At 50.7% G+C, this 14,769-nt stretch carries 14 protein-coding genes; 7 read left to right on the top strand and 7 right to left on the bottom strand.

The window, feature by feature from the left end; all coding sequences use genetic code 11:
* The first annotated feature begins 39 nt into the window (after nt 1-39).
* Both EA392_02660 and EA392_02655 read left to right on the top strand, forming a co-directional pair.
* The gene (locus tag EA392_02660) at nt 40-1,095 is read left to right on the top strand and encodes a quinone-dependent dihydroorotate dehydrogenase (GenBank protein ID TVR41039.1); all 1,056 of its coding nucleotides are present in this window, start codon (nt 40-42) and stop codon (nt 1,093-1,095) included.
* 27 nt (nt 1,096-1,122) lie between these two features.
* Nucleotides 1,123-2,193: a hypothetical protein gene (locus tag EA392_02655; protein TVR41038.1), complete on the top strand. Its 1,071-nt coding sequence runs from the start codon at nt 1,123-1,125 to the stop codon at nt 2,191-2,193.
* Here the strand turns inward: EA392_02655 and EA392_02650 are convergent.
* Both EA392_02650 and EA392_02645 read right to left on the bottom strand, forming a co-directional pair.
* Complete coding sequence (locus EA392_02650) at nt 2,190-3,233, bottom strand: sensor histidine kinase (GenBank protein ID TVR41037.1); 1,044 nt, start codon at nt 3,231-3,233, stop codon at nt 2,190-2,192. The two genes, EA392_02655 and EA392_02650, sit on opposite strands and share 4 nt — an antisense overlap.
* A 3-nt stretch (nt 3,234-3,236) precedes the next feature.
* Nucleotides 3,237-3,923: a DNA-binding response regulator gene (locus tag EA392_02645; GenBank protein ID TVR41036.1), complete on the bottom strand. Its 687-nt coding sequence runs from the start codon at nt 3,921-3,923 to the stop codon at nt 3,237-3,239.
* 222 nt (nt 3,924-4,145) lie between these two features.
* Between EA392_02645 and EA392_02640 the strand changes: the two genes are divergently transcribed.
* On the top strand, nt 4,146-4,529 hold the full coding sequence (locus tag EA392_02640; GenBank protein ID TVR41035.1) for a hypothetical protein: 384 nt from the start codon (nt 4,146-4,148) through the stop codon (nt 4,527-4,529).
* Nucleotides 4,530-4,670: 141 nt separating this feature from the next.
* Complete coding sequence (locus EA392_02635) at nt 4,671-5,117, top strand: cold shock domain-containing protein (GenBank protein ID TVR41034.1); 447 nt, start codon at nt 4,671-4,673, stop codon at nt 5,115-5,117.
* Nucleotides 5,118-5,122: 5 nt separating this feature from the next.
* Here EA392_02635 and EA392_02630 read toward each other — a convergent pair whose 3' ends face one another.
* On the bottom strand, nt 5,123-5,644 hold the full coding sequence (locus EA392_02630) for a hypothetical protein (GenBank protein TVR41033.1): 522 nt from the start codon (nt 5,642-5,644) through the stop codon (nt 5,123-5,125).
* A gap of 110 nt (nt 5,645-5,754) precedes the next feature.
* Here EA392_02630 and crtI point away from each other — a divergent pair, with 110 nt between their 5' ends.
* Nucleotides 5,755-7,239, top strand: a complete 1,485-nt coding sequence (gene crtI / locus EA392_02625) for a phytoene desaturase (protein TVR41032.1) — start codon at nt 5,755-5,757, stop codon at nt 7,237-7,239.
* A 260-nt stretch (nt 7,240-7,499) separates the two neighbouring features.
* Here crtI and EA392_02620 read toward each other — a convergent pair whose 3' ends face one another.
* Nucleotides 7,500-7,850 carry a MerR family transcriptional regulator gene (locus EA392_02620; GenBank protein ID TVR41031.1) on the bottom strand — a complete coding sequence of 117 codons (351 nt, stop codon included), beginning with the start codon at nt 7,848-7,850 and terminating at the stop codon, nt 7,500-7,502.
* A gap of 3 nt (nt 7,851-7,853) precedes the next feature.
* Nucleotides 7,854-8,828 (bottom strand): M23 family metallopeptidase, encoded by a 975-nt coding sequence (locus EA392_02615; GenBank protein TVR41030.1) that lies wholly within the window; start codon nt 8,826-8,828, stop codon nt 7,854-7,856.
* A 125-nt stretch (nt 8,829-8,953) separates the two neighbouring features.
* On the opposite strand from EA392_02615, the gene EA392_02610 reads away from it, so the two are divergent.
* Entirely contained in the window at nt 8,954-11,566 is a 2,613-nt protein-coding gene (locus EA392_02610) for an alanine--tRNA ligase (GenBank protein ID TVR41029.1), read from the top strand.
* Here the strand turns inward: EA392_02610 and EA392_02605 are convergent.
* Entirely contained in the window at nt 11,563-11,958 is a 396-nt protein-coding gene (locus EA392_02605; protein ID TVR41028.1) for a hypothetical protein, read from the bottom strand. The genes EA392_02610 and EA392_02605 overlap by 4 nt on opposite strands.
* A gap of 379 nt (nt 11,959-12,337) precedes the next feature.
* Between EA392_02605 and EA392_02600 the strand changes: the two genes are divergently transcribed.
* Nucleotides 12,338-13,816 (top strand): hypothetical protein, encoded by a 1,479-nt coding sequence (locus EA392_02600; protein ID TVR41027.1) that lies wholly within the window; start codon nt 12,338-12,340, stop codon nt 13,814-13,816.
* 9 nt (nt 13,817-13,825) lie between these two features.
* Here EA392_02600 and EA392_02595 read toward each other — a convergent pair whose 3' ends face one another.
* Nucleotides 13,826-14,689, bottom strand: a complete 864-nt coding sequence (locus EA392_02595) for a 5'-nucleotidase, lipoprotein e(P4) family (protein TVR41026.1) — start codon at nt 14,687-14,689, stop codon at nt 13,826-13,828.
* Nucleotides 14,690-14,769 lie beyond the last annotated feature (80 nt).

Below are 14,769 nucleotides of genomic sequence, written 5' to 3'. Positions count from 1 at the left end.
CTTCCCGCCTCTGTCGTTATCCGTAATTACCTTCACCCAATGATTCGTTTTCTCTACAAGCGCATATTAAAACCTCTGCTTTTCCTGACCGACCCGGACTGGATTCACCACGTGTTTGTTTCCATGGGCGAGCGCATGGGTAAATACCGCATTACCCGGGTATTGCTCGCGTGGATGTACCAATACCGCGGACCGGATGTGAGCACCACCCTGGATGGCATTACCTACCCGGCGCCCATTGTGCTGGCTGCCGGTTTTGATTACAACGGCAGATTGGCGGGAGTGCTGGATTGCCTCTCTTTTGGCGGCGATGAAATAGGGTCGGTAACGGCGCGCCCATGCAAGGGAAATGAGCCACCGAGGTTAAAGCGGATGATTCGGTCACAATCGCTCGTGGTGTATAAAGGACTGAAAAATGAAGGCGTGGATGCCGTGATTGAGCGCCTGAAAAAAACCCGCAAACCGCCCGGCTTTGTGTGGGGCATCAGCATTGCCAAAACCAATGACGCCCAATCTGCGGGAAACGAAGCAGCCATCGAAGACTATGCTTACTCTCTGCGCAGGTTGGTTGAAGAAAACATCGGCGACTTCTACACCATCAACATTTCATGTCCCAACGTGCACGGCGGCGAGAGTTTTGCCGATGCCGCCCATTTGCGTCCGCTGATGGAGCGCCTGATGCAAATTAAACACAACAAGCCCGTGTACGCCAAAATGCCCATCAACAGCACCTGGGAAGAATTCAACCAGATGCTGGAAGTGCTGGACACCTGTGGAGCGCACGGTGTGGTCATTGGCAACCTCAACAAAAACTACAACGAGGCAGACCATCCCGAAGAAGCTCCGGAAAGTTATCGCGGCGGATTGAGCGGAAAAACCTGCCAGCTTCGCTCCAATGAACTGATCCGAAAAACCCGCGAAAAATGGGGCAAGCGCTTTACCATTTTTGGCTGTGGCGGAGTATTGAGCACCCGTGACGCGCTGGACAAACTGGATGCCGGAGCCGATGCCGTGCAACTCATTACAGGGATGATCTTTGAAGGCCCTCACCTGATGCGCGATATTTGCCGCGCCCTTGCAAAGCGCAAAAAATAACCCCATCGCTTTGCTACCTTTAGCTCCGTGGAAAAAAAGAATCCGCTGGTTGTGGTGTCGCCCCTTGAATGGGGGCTCGGTCATGCAACGCGCTGTGTGCCTGTGATTCGCTGTTTGCTGGAGTGCCGATACCGTGTGCTGCTTGTCATCACCCCTTCGCAACACACCCTCTTGCAACCCCTTTTCGAAGACCGGGTTGCATACAGGATACTTAGGCATCCGGTGATTCATTACCGCTTTTCATTCGGTGTCTCCATGTTGCTTCAAATTCCTGCCTTTCTGCGCATTCTCAGCAATGAACGCAAGACCATCAGGGGGGTGGTTGCAGAATTCCAGCCGGACCTCATTATTTCGGACAATCGCTACGGTTTTTGGAGCAGCAAGGTGCCGTCGGTGATACTTTGCCATCAACTCAACCTGAAAACCGGTGGGCTGAGCGGGCCGGGGAATGCCTTGCACCGCTCTCTGCTCAAGCGCTTTGCGGAAGTATGGGTGCCCGATTTCCAACAAACACCCCAGCTATCGGGCGCATTGGGACACCCACCTCCAAAAGGCTTAAACGTGCGCTATATCGGCGCTCTGTCAAGACTGCACGATGCTCCAATGAATGAGACCGTTTATGACTTACTCGCGATTTTATCAGGCCCCGAACCTGAACGTAGCAAACTGGAGCAGCTGGTGATTCAATACGGATTGGAAAGCGGCAAAAAGCTGGCTTTGATTCGCGGAACAACAAAGCCTTTGAGCACGCAAACCCCTGAAGATATGAGCATCATGCATCTTGCGCAACCGCGTGAAATTGAAAAGCTCGTTGCGCAAAGCCGAACCATTCTCTGCCGGTCGGGATACTCCAGCCTGTGCGATTTGCTGGCCTTGCAACGCAAAGCCGTACTCATACCCACACCCGGTCAAGGTGAACAGGAGTATCTGGCAACTTGGTTTGCGCAACAGTTTGGTTTTCTTACCTGTAAGCAGGAATATTACTCACTCGCCAACGCCCTGTGCCGGGCAGAAAACGCCGACTCCACTTGGCCAGCGGAGGCTTCTGAGCACACAGATGCGTTATTGAAATCAGCATTTAAAGCATTCGGACTTTAGGCTTTTGGCAGAGTAAATGAGAGCGTGGTCCCCTCGCCCACCTTACTGCGCACGTTGATGGACTGCCCGTGGGCCTCAAGAATGTGTTTGGTTATGGCCAATCCGAGGCCGGTACCGCCCGAATTGCGCGCACGGCTTTTGTCCACCCGGTAAAAGCGTTCAAACAATCGGGGTAAATGTTCGGGTTCAATACCGGGGCCATCGTCGCTCACTTCTACCAATACGTGCTGGTCCATATCGTCGAACGACACGGTACAACTGCCTCCCGGGTTGCCGTAGTTAAGGGCATTTGAAAACAGGTTGGTGAGCACCTGACTCATTCTGAAACGGTCAATTTTGACCCACACAGGCAGGCCTTCGGGGTGATCAACGGCAAGTTTCATTTTACGCTTTCTGGCGCTCATTTCCATGCCATCTATAAGCTCCTTGCAGAGTTCTACAAGGTCTGTTTTGGCGAGTTTTAGTTCCATTCTCCCGGCTTCAAATCGGCTGATGGTATCCAGATCATTGATGATTAAGATCATCCTGTCAACACTTTTGGAGGCGCGTTCAAGAAATTTCTGGTTTATTTCGGGGTCGTCCAGGGCACCTTCGAGCAGTGTAAGAATGTAGCCCTGAATGTTGAAGATGGGCGTTTTAAGTTCGTGGGCCAGGTTGCCAATAAACTCCTTTCGGAAATCGTCGCGCTGGCGTAATTCGCGCACCTCACTGATTTTTCCTGCTGCCCAATCCTGCACCTCGCGGTTGATTTTCCCGAGCATGTCTCCAGTCATTTCAACCCTTGGCACCTGGGTTGATTTGGGGCTTTTAAGCGCGTGAATGGTTTTGTAAATTACCTTAATCCTATGGTTAATAAACGACTCTATAGCGAAATAAAACACTCCGAAAGCCGCCAACCCGGCCGCAGCGCTGCCGGCCCAAATGGCCCACCACTGAATGGGCGAGACGAAAATGTGCACTGAGAGCAGAATCGCGAAAACCACGGCTGCCAGTGCGGCTGCCGCACCCCCTGCTACTTGTATAGGGGTAATGGATTTCACGGGCTAGGCGTCAATCTTGTAGCCCACGCCCTTTACGGTTTTAATGAACTGATCTCCAATTTTTTCGCGAAGTTTGCGAATGTGAACGTCTATGGTTCGGTCGCCTACCACCACGTCGTTGCCCCAAATCTGGCTCAGGATAATTTCGCGGGTAAAGACCCTTCCGGGCTTCGACATCAGGAGTGAAAGCAATTCAAATTCCTTTTTTGGCATGGGAATTTCCTCGCCCGAGCGGGTAACACGGTATTTTTCGTGGTCAATCACCACATCGCCGTGCTGGTTGGAAGCGGGCGATTCTTCCTGTCCGCCCTTACGACGCATAAGGGCCTGCACCCTGCTCACCAAAACCCTTGGCTTTACCGGCTTGGAGATGTAGTCATCGGCACCTGCCTCAAATCCGGCAATTTGCGAATAATCTTCGCCGCGGGCTGTTAGGAATGCAATGAGGGTGTGATCAAGGTCACTGTTCATACGGAGTTCACGACAGGTTTCAATACCGTCCATTTCGGGCATCATCACATCGAGAATAATCAGGTCAGGGCTAAAATCTGCGGCAACAGCTACGGCTTTTTTGCCGTCGCCTGCTGTTCGCACCTGGTAGCCTTCTTTTCGCAGGTTATAACTGAGCATATCCTGAATATCTGTATCGTCGTCAACGATCAGAATTTTTCCTTTTGTCTGGTTTTGCATATCGTTCGATATCGAATTCTCATGCAAAGGTACCTCCATGCTTCAGCGGCTTACGTTAATGCGAAGTTAACGATATTTTAACTTCAGTTCCGTTCTGGTGGGAAATCAATCAGAACTTTGCCTTTTGGGAGGCACTTTTGCACACAAGACATCTACATCCGTTTAGTTGATTATCTTTGCAAAGCTTCACTTTGAAGGAGCATTAACCGACATCTGTGAACCATGGTTAAACCATTTTTTCTTGCAATTTTATTAACCCTGGGCTGTGCTGCAGGACCTGGAGAAGGCTACGCCAGTGCCAAAAACCACAACAACGGAATACTTCAGCCACCATGCCCTGAAGCTGAGCGGGGGCTTGAAACGATGATTGCCCTGATTGACAAATGGAAGAAAATACCTGAAGCTGAAGGATTGCAGGAGTTGCTTGCCATGGAACTGAAAGAACTGAAAAAAAACTGTCCGGATTCTGAAGAACGAAACGCTGGTTTACATCGGTTTATCGCACCCCTCGACGGGATGTTGAAAGAAATGGGAAACCCTGCCTCAATGGAGTCCATGAGCAAGGTACAGCTCCATCTTCTGGGCTATTACGAAGAGTTTTACTGAGAGTGAAATACACAACCGGAACAACCTCGAACAATTACATGACTCTGAAAGGACGCATGGCAGTTCGGGAAAATTGTTGTATCTTGTTGGCTCGGGTGGTGAACGTCGCTACCCGCATCATTTAAGCACCAAAATCCATTTATGGGCAGATCACACGAATCCTGGAACAAACGGGAAAAAGAAAAAAAGAAACAAAAAAAGAAGGAAGACAAGCTGAAGCGCAAAGAAGCCCGGAAAGAAGATAATCCGGACAAGCCCAGTTTTGACGATATGATTGCGTACGTTGATGAGTACGGAAATATTGTTGATACTCCGCCCGAAGAACAGGATCGCGAAGAAATTAACGCCGAGGACATTGTTATCGGTGTTCCGCCCAAAGAGGAAGAAGACCCGGTGAAGGAAGGAACGGTTAAGTTTTTTGACGAATCAAAAGGCTATGGGTTCATTGCTGTAAAGGGGTCGAATGAGAGTTTGTTCACGCACGTAAAATCGCACCTCGATGAAATTCGCGAAGGAAACCGTGTAAGTTTTGAAGTAGCTCCGGGTGAAAAAGGCCCCGTTGCCATCAATGTAAAGGTGCTCAAGTAAGCCTGTTACCAGCGAATTCCCAGACCAATCCCGTACTGCTGGCCTCCCAATGTCCATGTTGTGCCTTTCCGCGCCCCAAAGTTGGTAAGACCGTCGTTATACAAGGCAATTGAACGCTTTACCTTGTTGGTTCCTGTGGCCGATAACACGATGGACGGAATTATCACCGCAGACATTCCGTAAATAAACCATGGACTGGGTTGCTGGTAGAGCAAATCCACCAGTAGCCAACCCAGGCCAAAACCGCCGATGTAACCGGTTATCTCGCCCAGGGTCATTTCAGTACGTCCGGCCCTGTACAGGGCAAAGGCCTCCGGGTTTTCCTGCAATACTGCTCGGATTTCACGTCCGTTTTTTGAGTATCCCTGGTGCAAAAATCGCATTCCGAAAAATGTTTGCTCCATTTCAATGCGATCGGGGTGGTTTAACCGTTCTCCGCCCTGGGCGAACAACGGCCCGGAAACTCCGCACAAAAACAAAAAAGCGAGCCCACTCGCCGCCAGCCACTTTATCTTTTGGTTTTTCATCGCAATTTGGTTTTACACAAGACTGGAACAAATATACCAAAATGCATGAAAAACCCGAAGACTGACAAATATCACATTTGACATGTGTAAAGTTGGGTACCTTCGCTCCCATGAAAGCAGTAGTTATTGGTTCCGGTGTGGCCGGCATGGCGAGCAGTATCCGCCTTGCGCTGATGGGGTTGGAAGTACACGTATTTGAAGCAAGTTCGTATCCCGGCGGCAAACTCCACGAGTTCTGGATGGACGGCTACCGCTTTGACGCCGGCCCATCGGTAAGCACCATGACATGGCTGGTGGATGAGCTTTATGAACTGGCGGGGAAAAATCCGCGCGACCATTTCAACTACAAACGCAAAGAACTAATCTGCCGGTACTTCTACCCCGACGGCACCCATATTTCCGGCTATGCCAATCGCGACAAGTTTTGCAGCGAAGTTGAAGAAAAGACTGGCGTATCGGGCGATGTGATTCGAAAATACCTGGATCACAGTAAAAAAAACCATGAACTAGCCGGTAGAATTTTCCTGCAGGAATCCATTCACAAAGCGGGCACTTTTATGACCCGCGACGCGCTGAAGGCCATTGCGCGATTTCCGCAGCTCGACATCACCAACACGCTGAACAAGGTAAACAGCAAGCGACTAAAGCATCCCAAGTTGGTGCAGCTTTTTAATCGCTACGCAACCTTCAATGGTTCGTCGCCATATGTAGCACCGGGCATCCTCAACACCATTGCACACCTTGAGTACAACCTGGGTACATACTTTATTGAAGGGGGGTTTTACGGCATGACCAAAGCCCTTTACGAACTGGCCACAGAGTGCGGGGTTACGTTTCACTTCAACGAAAAGGTTGAACGCATCAGGGTTGAGCGTAAAGAAACCACCGGAATTGAAACGACCAATGGAAATTATGACGCCGATATTGTATTGAGCAACATGGACGTTGTACCCACCTATCGAAAACTCCTGGCCGAAGAAAAAGCCCCCGAGAAAATCTTGCGCCAGGAGCGCTCAACCAGCATGATGGTGTTTTATTGGGGCGTGAAGGATGTCTTTCCGGAACTGGATTTACACAACGCCTTTTTCTCTGCCGATTACAAGCACGAGTTTGACTGCCTGTTCAACACCAAAACCATCACTGACGACCCCACCATATACATCAACAACACGGTAAAAGACCAGCCTTCTGATGCACCTCCCGGTTGCGAAAACTGGTTTGTGATGGTTAACGTACCGGCCAATTACGGCCAGGATTGGGACGCACTCATTGAGCGCACCCGCGAAAATGTTCAGCGCAAACTGAGCAATATACTGGGTCGGGATATCAAGCCGCTCATCGCCTGTGAGCGCATACTGGAGCCACGTGTGGTTGAAGCCCAGACTTCATCGTACATGGGCTCTATTTACGGAGCAAGCAGCAACAATATGTTTGCGGCATTTCTGCGGCACGCCAATTTCAGCAACAAAATCAAAGGTTTGTATTTTGCCGGTGGAAGTGTACATCCGGGAGGAGGAACGCCGCTTTGTTTGCTGTCGGCAAAGATTGCCGCAGAGCGCATAGGCAAAGATTTTGCGATGGCGCACAGCGCTTGAAGCTTTTCCTTCAGAGGCTCCCAACAGAGAGTCTGATTGATGTGTGTCCGAGTTTTGCACTTCATTACTAGTTTTTGTCATTTCGACCGAAGTAACGACACCAGGAGTTGCGCCTCGAAATTCTTCGGGGCAGGCTACTGCGTGCTTCGTTCCTCAGCACTCCGGTCGAAATGACAAAAGGGTGTGATTGAGGTTGTGATTGACCACCCGATTTGTTTACAATCAAACTTGCATCACGCAAGTACCCGTAAAACCCGGATTTAGCTACCGCCCGTTCTATCCAGCCCGGCTTTCAGCTCAAGCAGAAAAGAGCGCACCTTTGTAAGCCGTTCAACCACTTCCTTTTCACGTTCGGTGCCTTCCCGGTCAGATCGCATTTTCTGTCGGGCGCCGTCGAGTGTAAAACCACGCTCTTTCACGAGATGGTAAATCAACTCCAGCTCGGCAATGTCTTTGGAAGTAAAAAGCCGGTTGCCTTTTTTACTTTTGGAGGGCTGTAGCCCAAACTCCTTCTCCCAGAACCTGATAAGCGATGCATTTACACCCATCTTCTCGGCCACTTCGCCAATAGAGTAATAGAGCTTGGTATCAGAAAACTCCGGGATAGACATGAATTAGTCGAATGACTGGTTGGCATGGGCAGACATCTCAATCATCCGGTCGTACTCTTCCGGTGACAGGTCGTTAAAGAAGAAGTTAATCGGGTTGATTTTCTTACCATCCTTGATTACTTCGTAATGCAGGTGAGGGGCACTTGAGGTTCCGGTGTTTCCAACCAGCCCGATAACCTCTCCCCTTTTCACCTTTTGACCTTTGCGAACATTCAACTTGCTCATGTGCGCGTACAGCGTTTCGTAACCAAAACCGTGATCAATCACCACATAACGTCCGTAACCGCGGGAGTTTCGAATATTCGCCTCTTTCACAACGCCATCGCCGGTTGCGTATATTTCGGTACCAATCGGAGCGGAAAAATCCATTCCCCAGTGCATTTTCCACACTTTATACAACGGGTGAATACGGTTCCCAAAGCCGGAGGCCATTCGCTTCAGCTCCTTGTTGTTCACAGGCTGAATCGCGGGAATGGATGCAAGCAGCAATTCCTTGTTTTTGGCGAGGTCAATCACCTCATCAAACGACTTTGACTGGATGTACAAACGCTTTTCGAGACGATCTAACTGGTAGCGGGTGTCAATCACCAAATCACTCATGCTGTAGCCCTCAAGGTGCTGGTAGCGATTGATACCTCCCACACCCATGTTTCTCACGTTTTGAGAGATGGGCTCAGCTTCAAATATGGTTCGGTAGATGTTGTCGTCGCGATTCTCAATATCGGCAAGCACGCGCTCTACCCTGCTCAGATCTTTGTTCAGCAATTCGTACTGGCTGCGCAGAAAAGCATTTTCCCTGCGCAGCATCTTTTCCTTGGGTGAATCAAAAAAGGTGTACGACACAAGCAGGATTAAGGCAGCAAAAAAGAGACCCAGAACCATGTAGGAAGCAAGGGTGCGAAGTCGGTCTCGCGTGGTTACCTCAACCTTTTCGTAGTTTAAGGTGCTGGGGTTATACTTGTAACGAACTTTGGACATTCAGGGAGATTAGTGGCACTAACGCTATGCGGCTTGTGGCCGCAAAAGTAAAAATAATCTAATTTTGCTCCCCCTCCTTTTAGACGGCCTTAACGATTCTTTAGAAATAACCCGCTCTGCAACAGATGAAAGTTCGCGCTATCCGCCAGAAATTCCTCGATTTTTTCGCTTCAAAAGGCCACACCATTGTGCCTTCCGCTCCGATGGTCATTCAAAATGACCCGACGTTGATGTTCACCAATGCAGGCATGAACCCCTTTAAAGACATCTTTTTAGGCAATGAGCCGGCCAGGTACCCGCGCATCGCGGATACCCAAAAATGCCTGCGCGTATCGGGAAAACACAACGACCTGGAAGAGGTGGGTGTGGACACCTACCACCACACCATGTTTGAGATGCTCGGAAACTGGTCATTTGGAGACTATTACAAAGACGAAGCCATTGCCTGGGCCTGGGAACTGCTCACTGACGTGTACGGCATTGACCCGAATCTACTCTATGTTACAGTATTTGAAGGTGATGAAGCCGAAAAACTACCCGCCGACGATGAAGCGCGCCAATTATGGGAGCGCTTTGTAGAGCCTTCGCGTATTCTTCCGGGAAACAAAAAAGACAATTTCTGGGAAATGGGCGAAACAGGACCCTGCGGACCGTGCTCAGAAATCCACATTGACCTGCGCCTCGAAGAGGAGCGAAAAAACACCCCCGGGGCCGAACTGGTAAACCGTGATCACCCACAGGTGGTGGAAGTCTGGAACCTGGTGTTTATGGAGATGAACCGAAAAGCTGATGGTTCGTTGCATCCGTTGCCCAAAAGGCACATTGATACGGGTATGGGGCTTGAGCGCCTCGCCATGGCTCTGCAAGGTAAAACAAGCAACTACGATACCGACGTTTTTCAACCCCTGATTGAGGCCATCGAAAAACAATGCGAAATGGGCTACGGGGCCTCAAACAGCAAGCAGGACGTGGCATTCAGAGTGGTAAGCGACCACATCCGGGCCATTGCCTTTGCCATCGCCGACGGTCAACTTCCATCCAACACGGGGGCAGGCTACGTTATCCGAAGGATTCTGCGCAGGGCGGTGCGCTATGCCTTCTCATTCCTCAACCTGCGCGAGCCCTTTTTGCATAAGCTTGTAGCAGTGCTTGAAGGCCAAATGGGCGATGCTTTTCCCGAGCTCAAAGCACAGAGAAATCTCATTGAAAACGTGATTCGTGAGGAGGAAGAAACCTTTTTGCGCACCCTCGAAAAAGGAATCTCACGCATTGAGGAACTGCTACAAAAAGGAAACACCAAAGAACTGGATGGTGAGACCGCTTTTGAGCTTTACGATACCTATGGCTTCCCCATTGACCTCACTGCCCTGATTCTGTCGGAAGCAGGTTGGACGGTGAACATGCAGGGATTTGAGGCTGCACTGAACCGCCAGAAAGAGCGCTCAAGAGCCGCAACGGCTATTGAAACCGCAGACTGGGTGTTAGTTTCCAACAACCCCGACGTGGAGTTTGTGGGCTACGACCACCTTTCCTCCGAAGTACATATCACGCGCTACCGCGAGGTGACGGTGAAGAAAAAGAAGCAGTACCAGCTTGTGCTGAACCGCACTCCGTTTTACCCTGAAGGCGGCGGGCAGGTAGGCGACACGGGCCGTATTGAAAACGCCAACGAGCGTGTTGAAATTCTCGACACCCGTCGTGAAAACAACCTCATTGTTCACTTTGCCGATAAACTACCCAAGGACCCATCGGCAGTATTTACCGCTTATGTTGACGCGCAAAAACGCGGTACTACTGCAGCCAATCACAGTGCCACACACTTGTTGCACCACGCATTGCGCGAGGTATTGGGCACGCACGTGCAGCAAAAAGGTTCGTTGGTTCATCCCGACTATCTGCGGTTCGACTTTTCACATTTCAGCAAAGTGAGCACTGAGGAGCTGGAGCGTATTGAAGACATGGTGAACAACGCTGTTGAAAGCAACCTGCCGCTTCAGGAGTACCGCGACATTCCGCAGGAAGAAGCGCTGAGGCGGGGGGCAATGGCACTTTTTGGCGAAAAGTACGGCGATACCGTAAGAATGATTGAATTTGGCGAGTCGCGCGAGTTGTGCGGAGGCTGTCACGTGCCCGGAACGGGAAACATCGGCCTGTTTAAGATTGTGGGTGAGTCGGGTATTGCCGCCGGAATACGCAGGATAGAAGCGCTGACCGGAGCGGCTGCGCGCAACTACTTAAAGCAGGAAATGGAGCTGCTGAACAAAGTGCGCGAAACGCTGAAAAATCACAACGACCCACTCAAAGGCATTGCCGGTCTGCAAGAGCAAAATGCGAAACTTCAAAAGGAAGTGGATAAAGCGCGCAAAGCCGGTGCGGCCAACCTCAAAGACGAGTTAAAGCAAAAGCTTGAAAGTGTAGGCAGCGTGCTATTCGCTGCGCAAAAAGCCGATTTGGATGCAGGTGCCGCCAAGGATTTGTGTTTTCAGCTTCGCAATGAGCTGCCTCAACTTTTTCTGGTGCTCGCCTCTGAGAGTGATGACAAAGCAGTGCTGACCCTGGTACTGGGCGATGAAGCGGTAAACGCGGGGTTCAACGCTGGCAAAATCATTCGCGAAATCGCCACGCACATTCAGGGCGGAGGCGGCGGGCAAGCCTTCTTTGCCACAGCGGGTGGAAAAAACACGAGCGGCATCGAAGCTGCGCTTCGTGCCGCTCGACAAATCGTTGAGAGCGCCTAGGCCAATTGCGCCGAAGCAACCTCTTTGTTGCCTTCGGCGGCTGACTTGCCGTAAACGGGGCCGTAGTACTTCTCTTCGTACGATAGACCCAGGTTCAGGATATAAAAGCCATTGAACAGGATTACCAATACGTAATCCACAATGTTGCGCTTGCCGAAGCAGTGGCAGAGTTCAATGTACAGTTTCACCATAAAGTACATGTTGTACACCGGAATAAGCAGGTAAAACATGTGCTGCCAGGGACGGCCCAACAACTTCAGGAAGATGGCCACGTTCCAGACAGGAACCAGACAAGCATATCCTGGGAGGTCGGCTTTTTCATAGAGTCTCCATTGAGCAACAATCGCAATAAAGGCAAAAACAGCCAGCGTGATAAACAGTCCGTCACCCATAAATGCGTAGAGCGACTGGTAAAGTCCGGCAAAGAATTCAACTAATCCGTTCATCGTTTCCATAGCTTTAATTTTTCTGTTTGTTTACAAGCCGCCTCAACCGTTGTTTATGTGTCGGCTTCTTTGGTATAGACGGGAGGCACCTAAAATGGTTGCCTTGCATCTTGCACCCCGCCAACTGCAAACAGCTGTAAACAAACCGTTCCTTGGCTCAATGCGCCGAACACATGCGGTATGCACCCGATTCCGAAAATCTGAACAGGGGAGGTTTTTGGATTGTGAACAAATCAACATCAACTGTTTGAAAATTTGTAGGTTGTTACTGTCGTAGGCACCGAGCACATTTGTACTTTGCAGACTTGACAATGACCGCCCTCCCATGAGGATAGCGCCCTACATATCAACCGCTTTGCTAATGCTGTACATGGCACAGCCAGGGCAATCGCAGCAGGTTACCGTGGTAAATCACTACCACGGCGATACTGCCGGTGTGGGCGCACAAGATTTTATACTTGCGGGAAGTACAGAGCACCGATACATTGTAAACCATTACACTGTGCGGGCCGTAAAGCCCGAAGAGCGCGTGATGGATCTCGTGGATTACTCCCTTTCGTTTTACCTCGACGAAATGCTGGACTGGAGTACCGGAAAGGTGCAATTCAAGCGAAGCCGCGATGAGGATTTTGCGAGGATTAATGAGTTGGTGCAACACGTTCTGGGGTTTTACCAGCACCCGGCATCGGAGGCCTTCTGGGGGTTTTCGGGCCGGCTCGAAAAGCAATTGCACGCCCTTCACTCGCTGAGCGGCCGAGACATAGACTACCAGCAACCCACCTCACCGGCCACAGGCACTCGGGTTGGTCACTACACCTTGCAAAGGCAGCTGATTGACTTTAAAGGTCTGGCCTATCGGGAGCTTGAGGAAGTGCTCGAGGACCACCCCGCTCCCATCGACATGCACGGAAGGCTGCTCACTACTGCGGAGCCCGAGCCAAAAGACCGCAGCGAACAGCTGATGGCACGCGTGGAACGCTCCAACAAGCAAGAGGTGATGATGCTCATTGACTCCCTTTTTGAGCTGCCCGAAGCTCCCCACCACTTGATTGCCGCCATCAACCAGCGTATTGCCAAACTCGATTCTCCGCCAGAACCCGTATTCCGAAAAAACCAGCAAATTCCTCCTATGGAGTTTGGTGTTGAGCCCGAATATGTGCCGGAGCCTCCTCCCCTGAAACTCGACCTCAAACAACCCGCCGCCACCGCTGCCGTTGAGCCCGCACAGCGCGACTTCAACGAACGTATCCTCACCCTTCTTGAGCAAAACAACCGGTTGATGGAGAAGTATAATGACCGATTTGAGGATATGCAAAGCCAGATTAACGAACTGCGCACCCAACCTGCAGCACAGCGCGAATCAGAAGCGCGGCTCCAACAGCAGATTGACGAAATTCACCAGATGATCAGCGAGTTGAAAACCGGCGCAGAATCCGGAAGCTCCTCTGCGCGCAAACTGCAGCCTGTTGCCCTGATTTTTGAACGAAACAGCGCCGAGCTCACCCTTCAGCATCAGGTTATTATGAATGAAATCGTTGCCGGACTCATGCGCAACCGCAACTACAAGGTCATGATTACCGGTTTTGCCGATCGCACTGGTAACCCCGAGCACAACATTCTTCTGAGCCGAATGCGGGCGCAGCGCGTACGCGATTACATCGCCCTCTCGGGCATTGACAACTCGCGCATGGTATTGAATTACCTCGGCGACAATAAATCTCAGGAGCCCAATCCACTCGACCGCAAAGTGGAAATCGAGTTTCTGATTGATTTCACGGCTGCAGATTCAACCACGAATCGTTAGATATTCCCCTCATAACGGCGCCACGCGCAGTACTTTTTTGCGGATAGCATCGCGCTGGGCGTCATTCAAACTGCGATCGTAGTTGTACAGCGCTCCCTCCCATGTACCGTAAATGGGGTTGGGCAACACAATGTAGTCATAGCCAAACCTGCTTCGCGATTCATCGGTATGTCTCTGGCGGGTGGCTGTATCTGCTTTATCCCACTGCTCGTGAAAATCACCCAGGTTATCGCCGATTAAAAGTACCACATCGTAGCCCCGGCTTTCAATTTCGGCCCTGCGGTCTTCCTTGCCCGAGGTGTGGGTTTTGAGCAGGAAATGCTCAGGTTTAAGTTGGGGCATATTGAATTGCTCCATGTTTCGGATGGTTTCCTGCAACGCAGACGTATCGCGGTTTGAAACGTAGAACAATGTTACGCCAAGAGAATCGGCCATCCTAAGAAAATCACCCGCACCCGGAACCTCAAGTGCTTCGGCAAGGGCCGTCCATTGCGCCCAGCTTTCATAGCTGAAAGGCTCGTCGTTCTCAATCTGCCATCCGGTAAAAGCACTGTTGTCGAGCACCGTTTCATCCAGGTCGAGAATCACCGCGGGTTGAGAAGGCTCATCCTGTAAAATATTCTGCAGTCGCCACCCGGCCCATTCGTAAGCCTGGTAGCATAGAGCGCGGTACTCCGCTGAGTGCTGCACCCATAATGTTGCTGCAACAAGGTATTCCTGCGACGGTATTTGCGGATCCTGTTGTTTTGAAACTTCCTGTTGCAGGGACTCGCAAGCGCTGACTAAAAAGGCCAAAACAACAGACAAACAGATGTATTTCATGACAGTTCTTTGCCCGTAAAAATAGACATTGCAGAAAGGACTCAATAACATGCCGTGGCTTCATACATTTTCTCTATCTTACCATCAGCTCAGCCATTGGGCAGGGTCATGCCCAACCAGTAGCTTTGCCT

Source organism: Cryomorphaceae bacterium, assembly GCA_007695365.1.
GTDB lineage: Bacteria > Bacteroidota > Bacteroidia > Flavobacteriales_D > SKUL01 > SKUL01.
The sequence above is the reverse complement of the archived record's forward strand: the minus strand, read 5'-3'. Positions and strand labels throughout refer to the sequence as shown.

What these genes read in the sequence shown, in the direction of transcription:
- EA392_02660 (TVR41039.1), top strand. Translation starts at nt 40, where the DNA reads ATGATTCGTTTTCTCTACAAGCGCATATTAAAACCTCTGCTTTTCCTG.
- EA392_02645 (TVR41036.1), bottom strand. Translation starts at nt 3,923, where the DNA reads ATGCAAAACCAGACAAAAGGAAAAATTCTGATCGTTGACGACGATACA.
- EA392_02640 (TVR41035.1), top strand. Translation starts at nt 4,146, where the DNA reads ATGGTTAAACCATTTTTTCTTGCAATTTTATTAACCCTGGGCTGTGCT.
- EA392_02635 (TVR41034.1), top strand. Translation starts at nt 4,671, where the DNA reads ATGGGCAGATCACACGAATCCTGGAACAAACGGGAAAAAGAAAAAAAG.
- EA392_02630 (TVR41033.1), bottom strand. Translation starts at nt 5,644, where the DNA reads ATGAAAAACCAAAAGATAAAGTGGCTGGCGGCGAGTGGGCTCGCTTTT.
- crtI (TVR41032.1), top strand. Translation starts at nt 5,755, where the DNA reads ATGAAAGCAGTAGTTATTGGTTCCGGTGTGGCCGGCATGGCGAGCAGT.
- EA392_02620 (TVR41031.1), bottom strand. Translation starts at nt 7,850, where the DNA reads ATGTCTATCCCGGAGTTTTCTGATACCAAGCTCTATTACTCTATTGGC.
- EA392_02615 (TVR41030.1), bottom strand. Translation starts at nt 8,828, where the DNA reads ATGTCCAAAGTTCGTTACAAGTATAACCCCAGCACCTTAAACTACGAA.
- EA392_02610 (TVR41029.1), top strand. Translation starts at nt 8,954, where the DNA reads ATGAAAGTTCGCGCTATCCGCCAGAAATTCCTCGATTTTTTCGCTTCA.
- EA392_02605 (TVR41028.1), bottom strand. Translation starts at nt 11,958, where the DNA reads ATGGGTGACGGACTGTTTATCACGCTGGCTGTTTTTGCCTTTATTGCG.
- EA392_02600 (TVR41027.1), top strand. Translation starts at nt 12,338, where the DNA reads ATGAGGATAGCGCCCTACATATCAACCGCTTTGCTAATGCTGTACATG.
- EA392_02595 (TVR41026.1), bottom strand. Translation starts at nt 14,689, where the DNA reads ATGTTATTGAGTCCTTTCTGCAATGTCTATTTTTACGGGCAAAGAACT.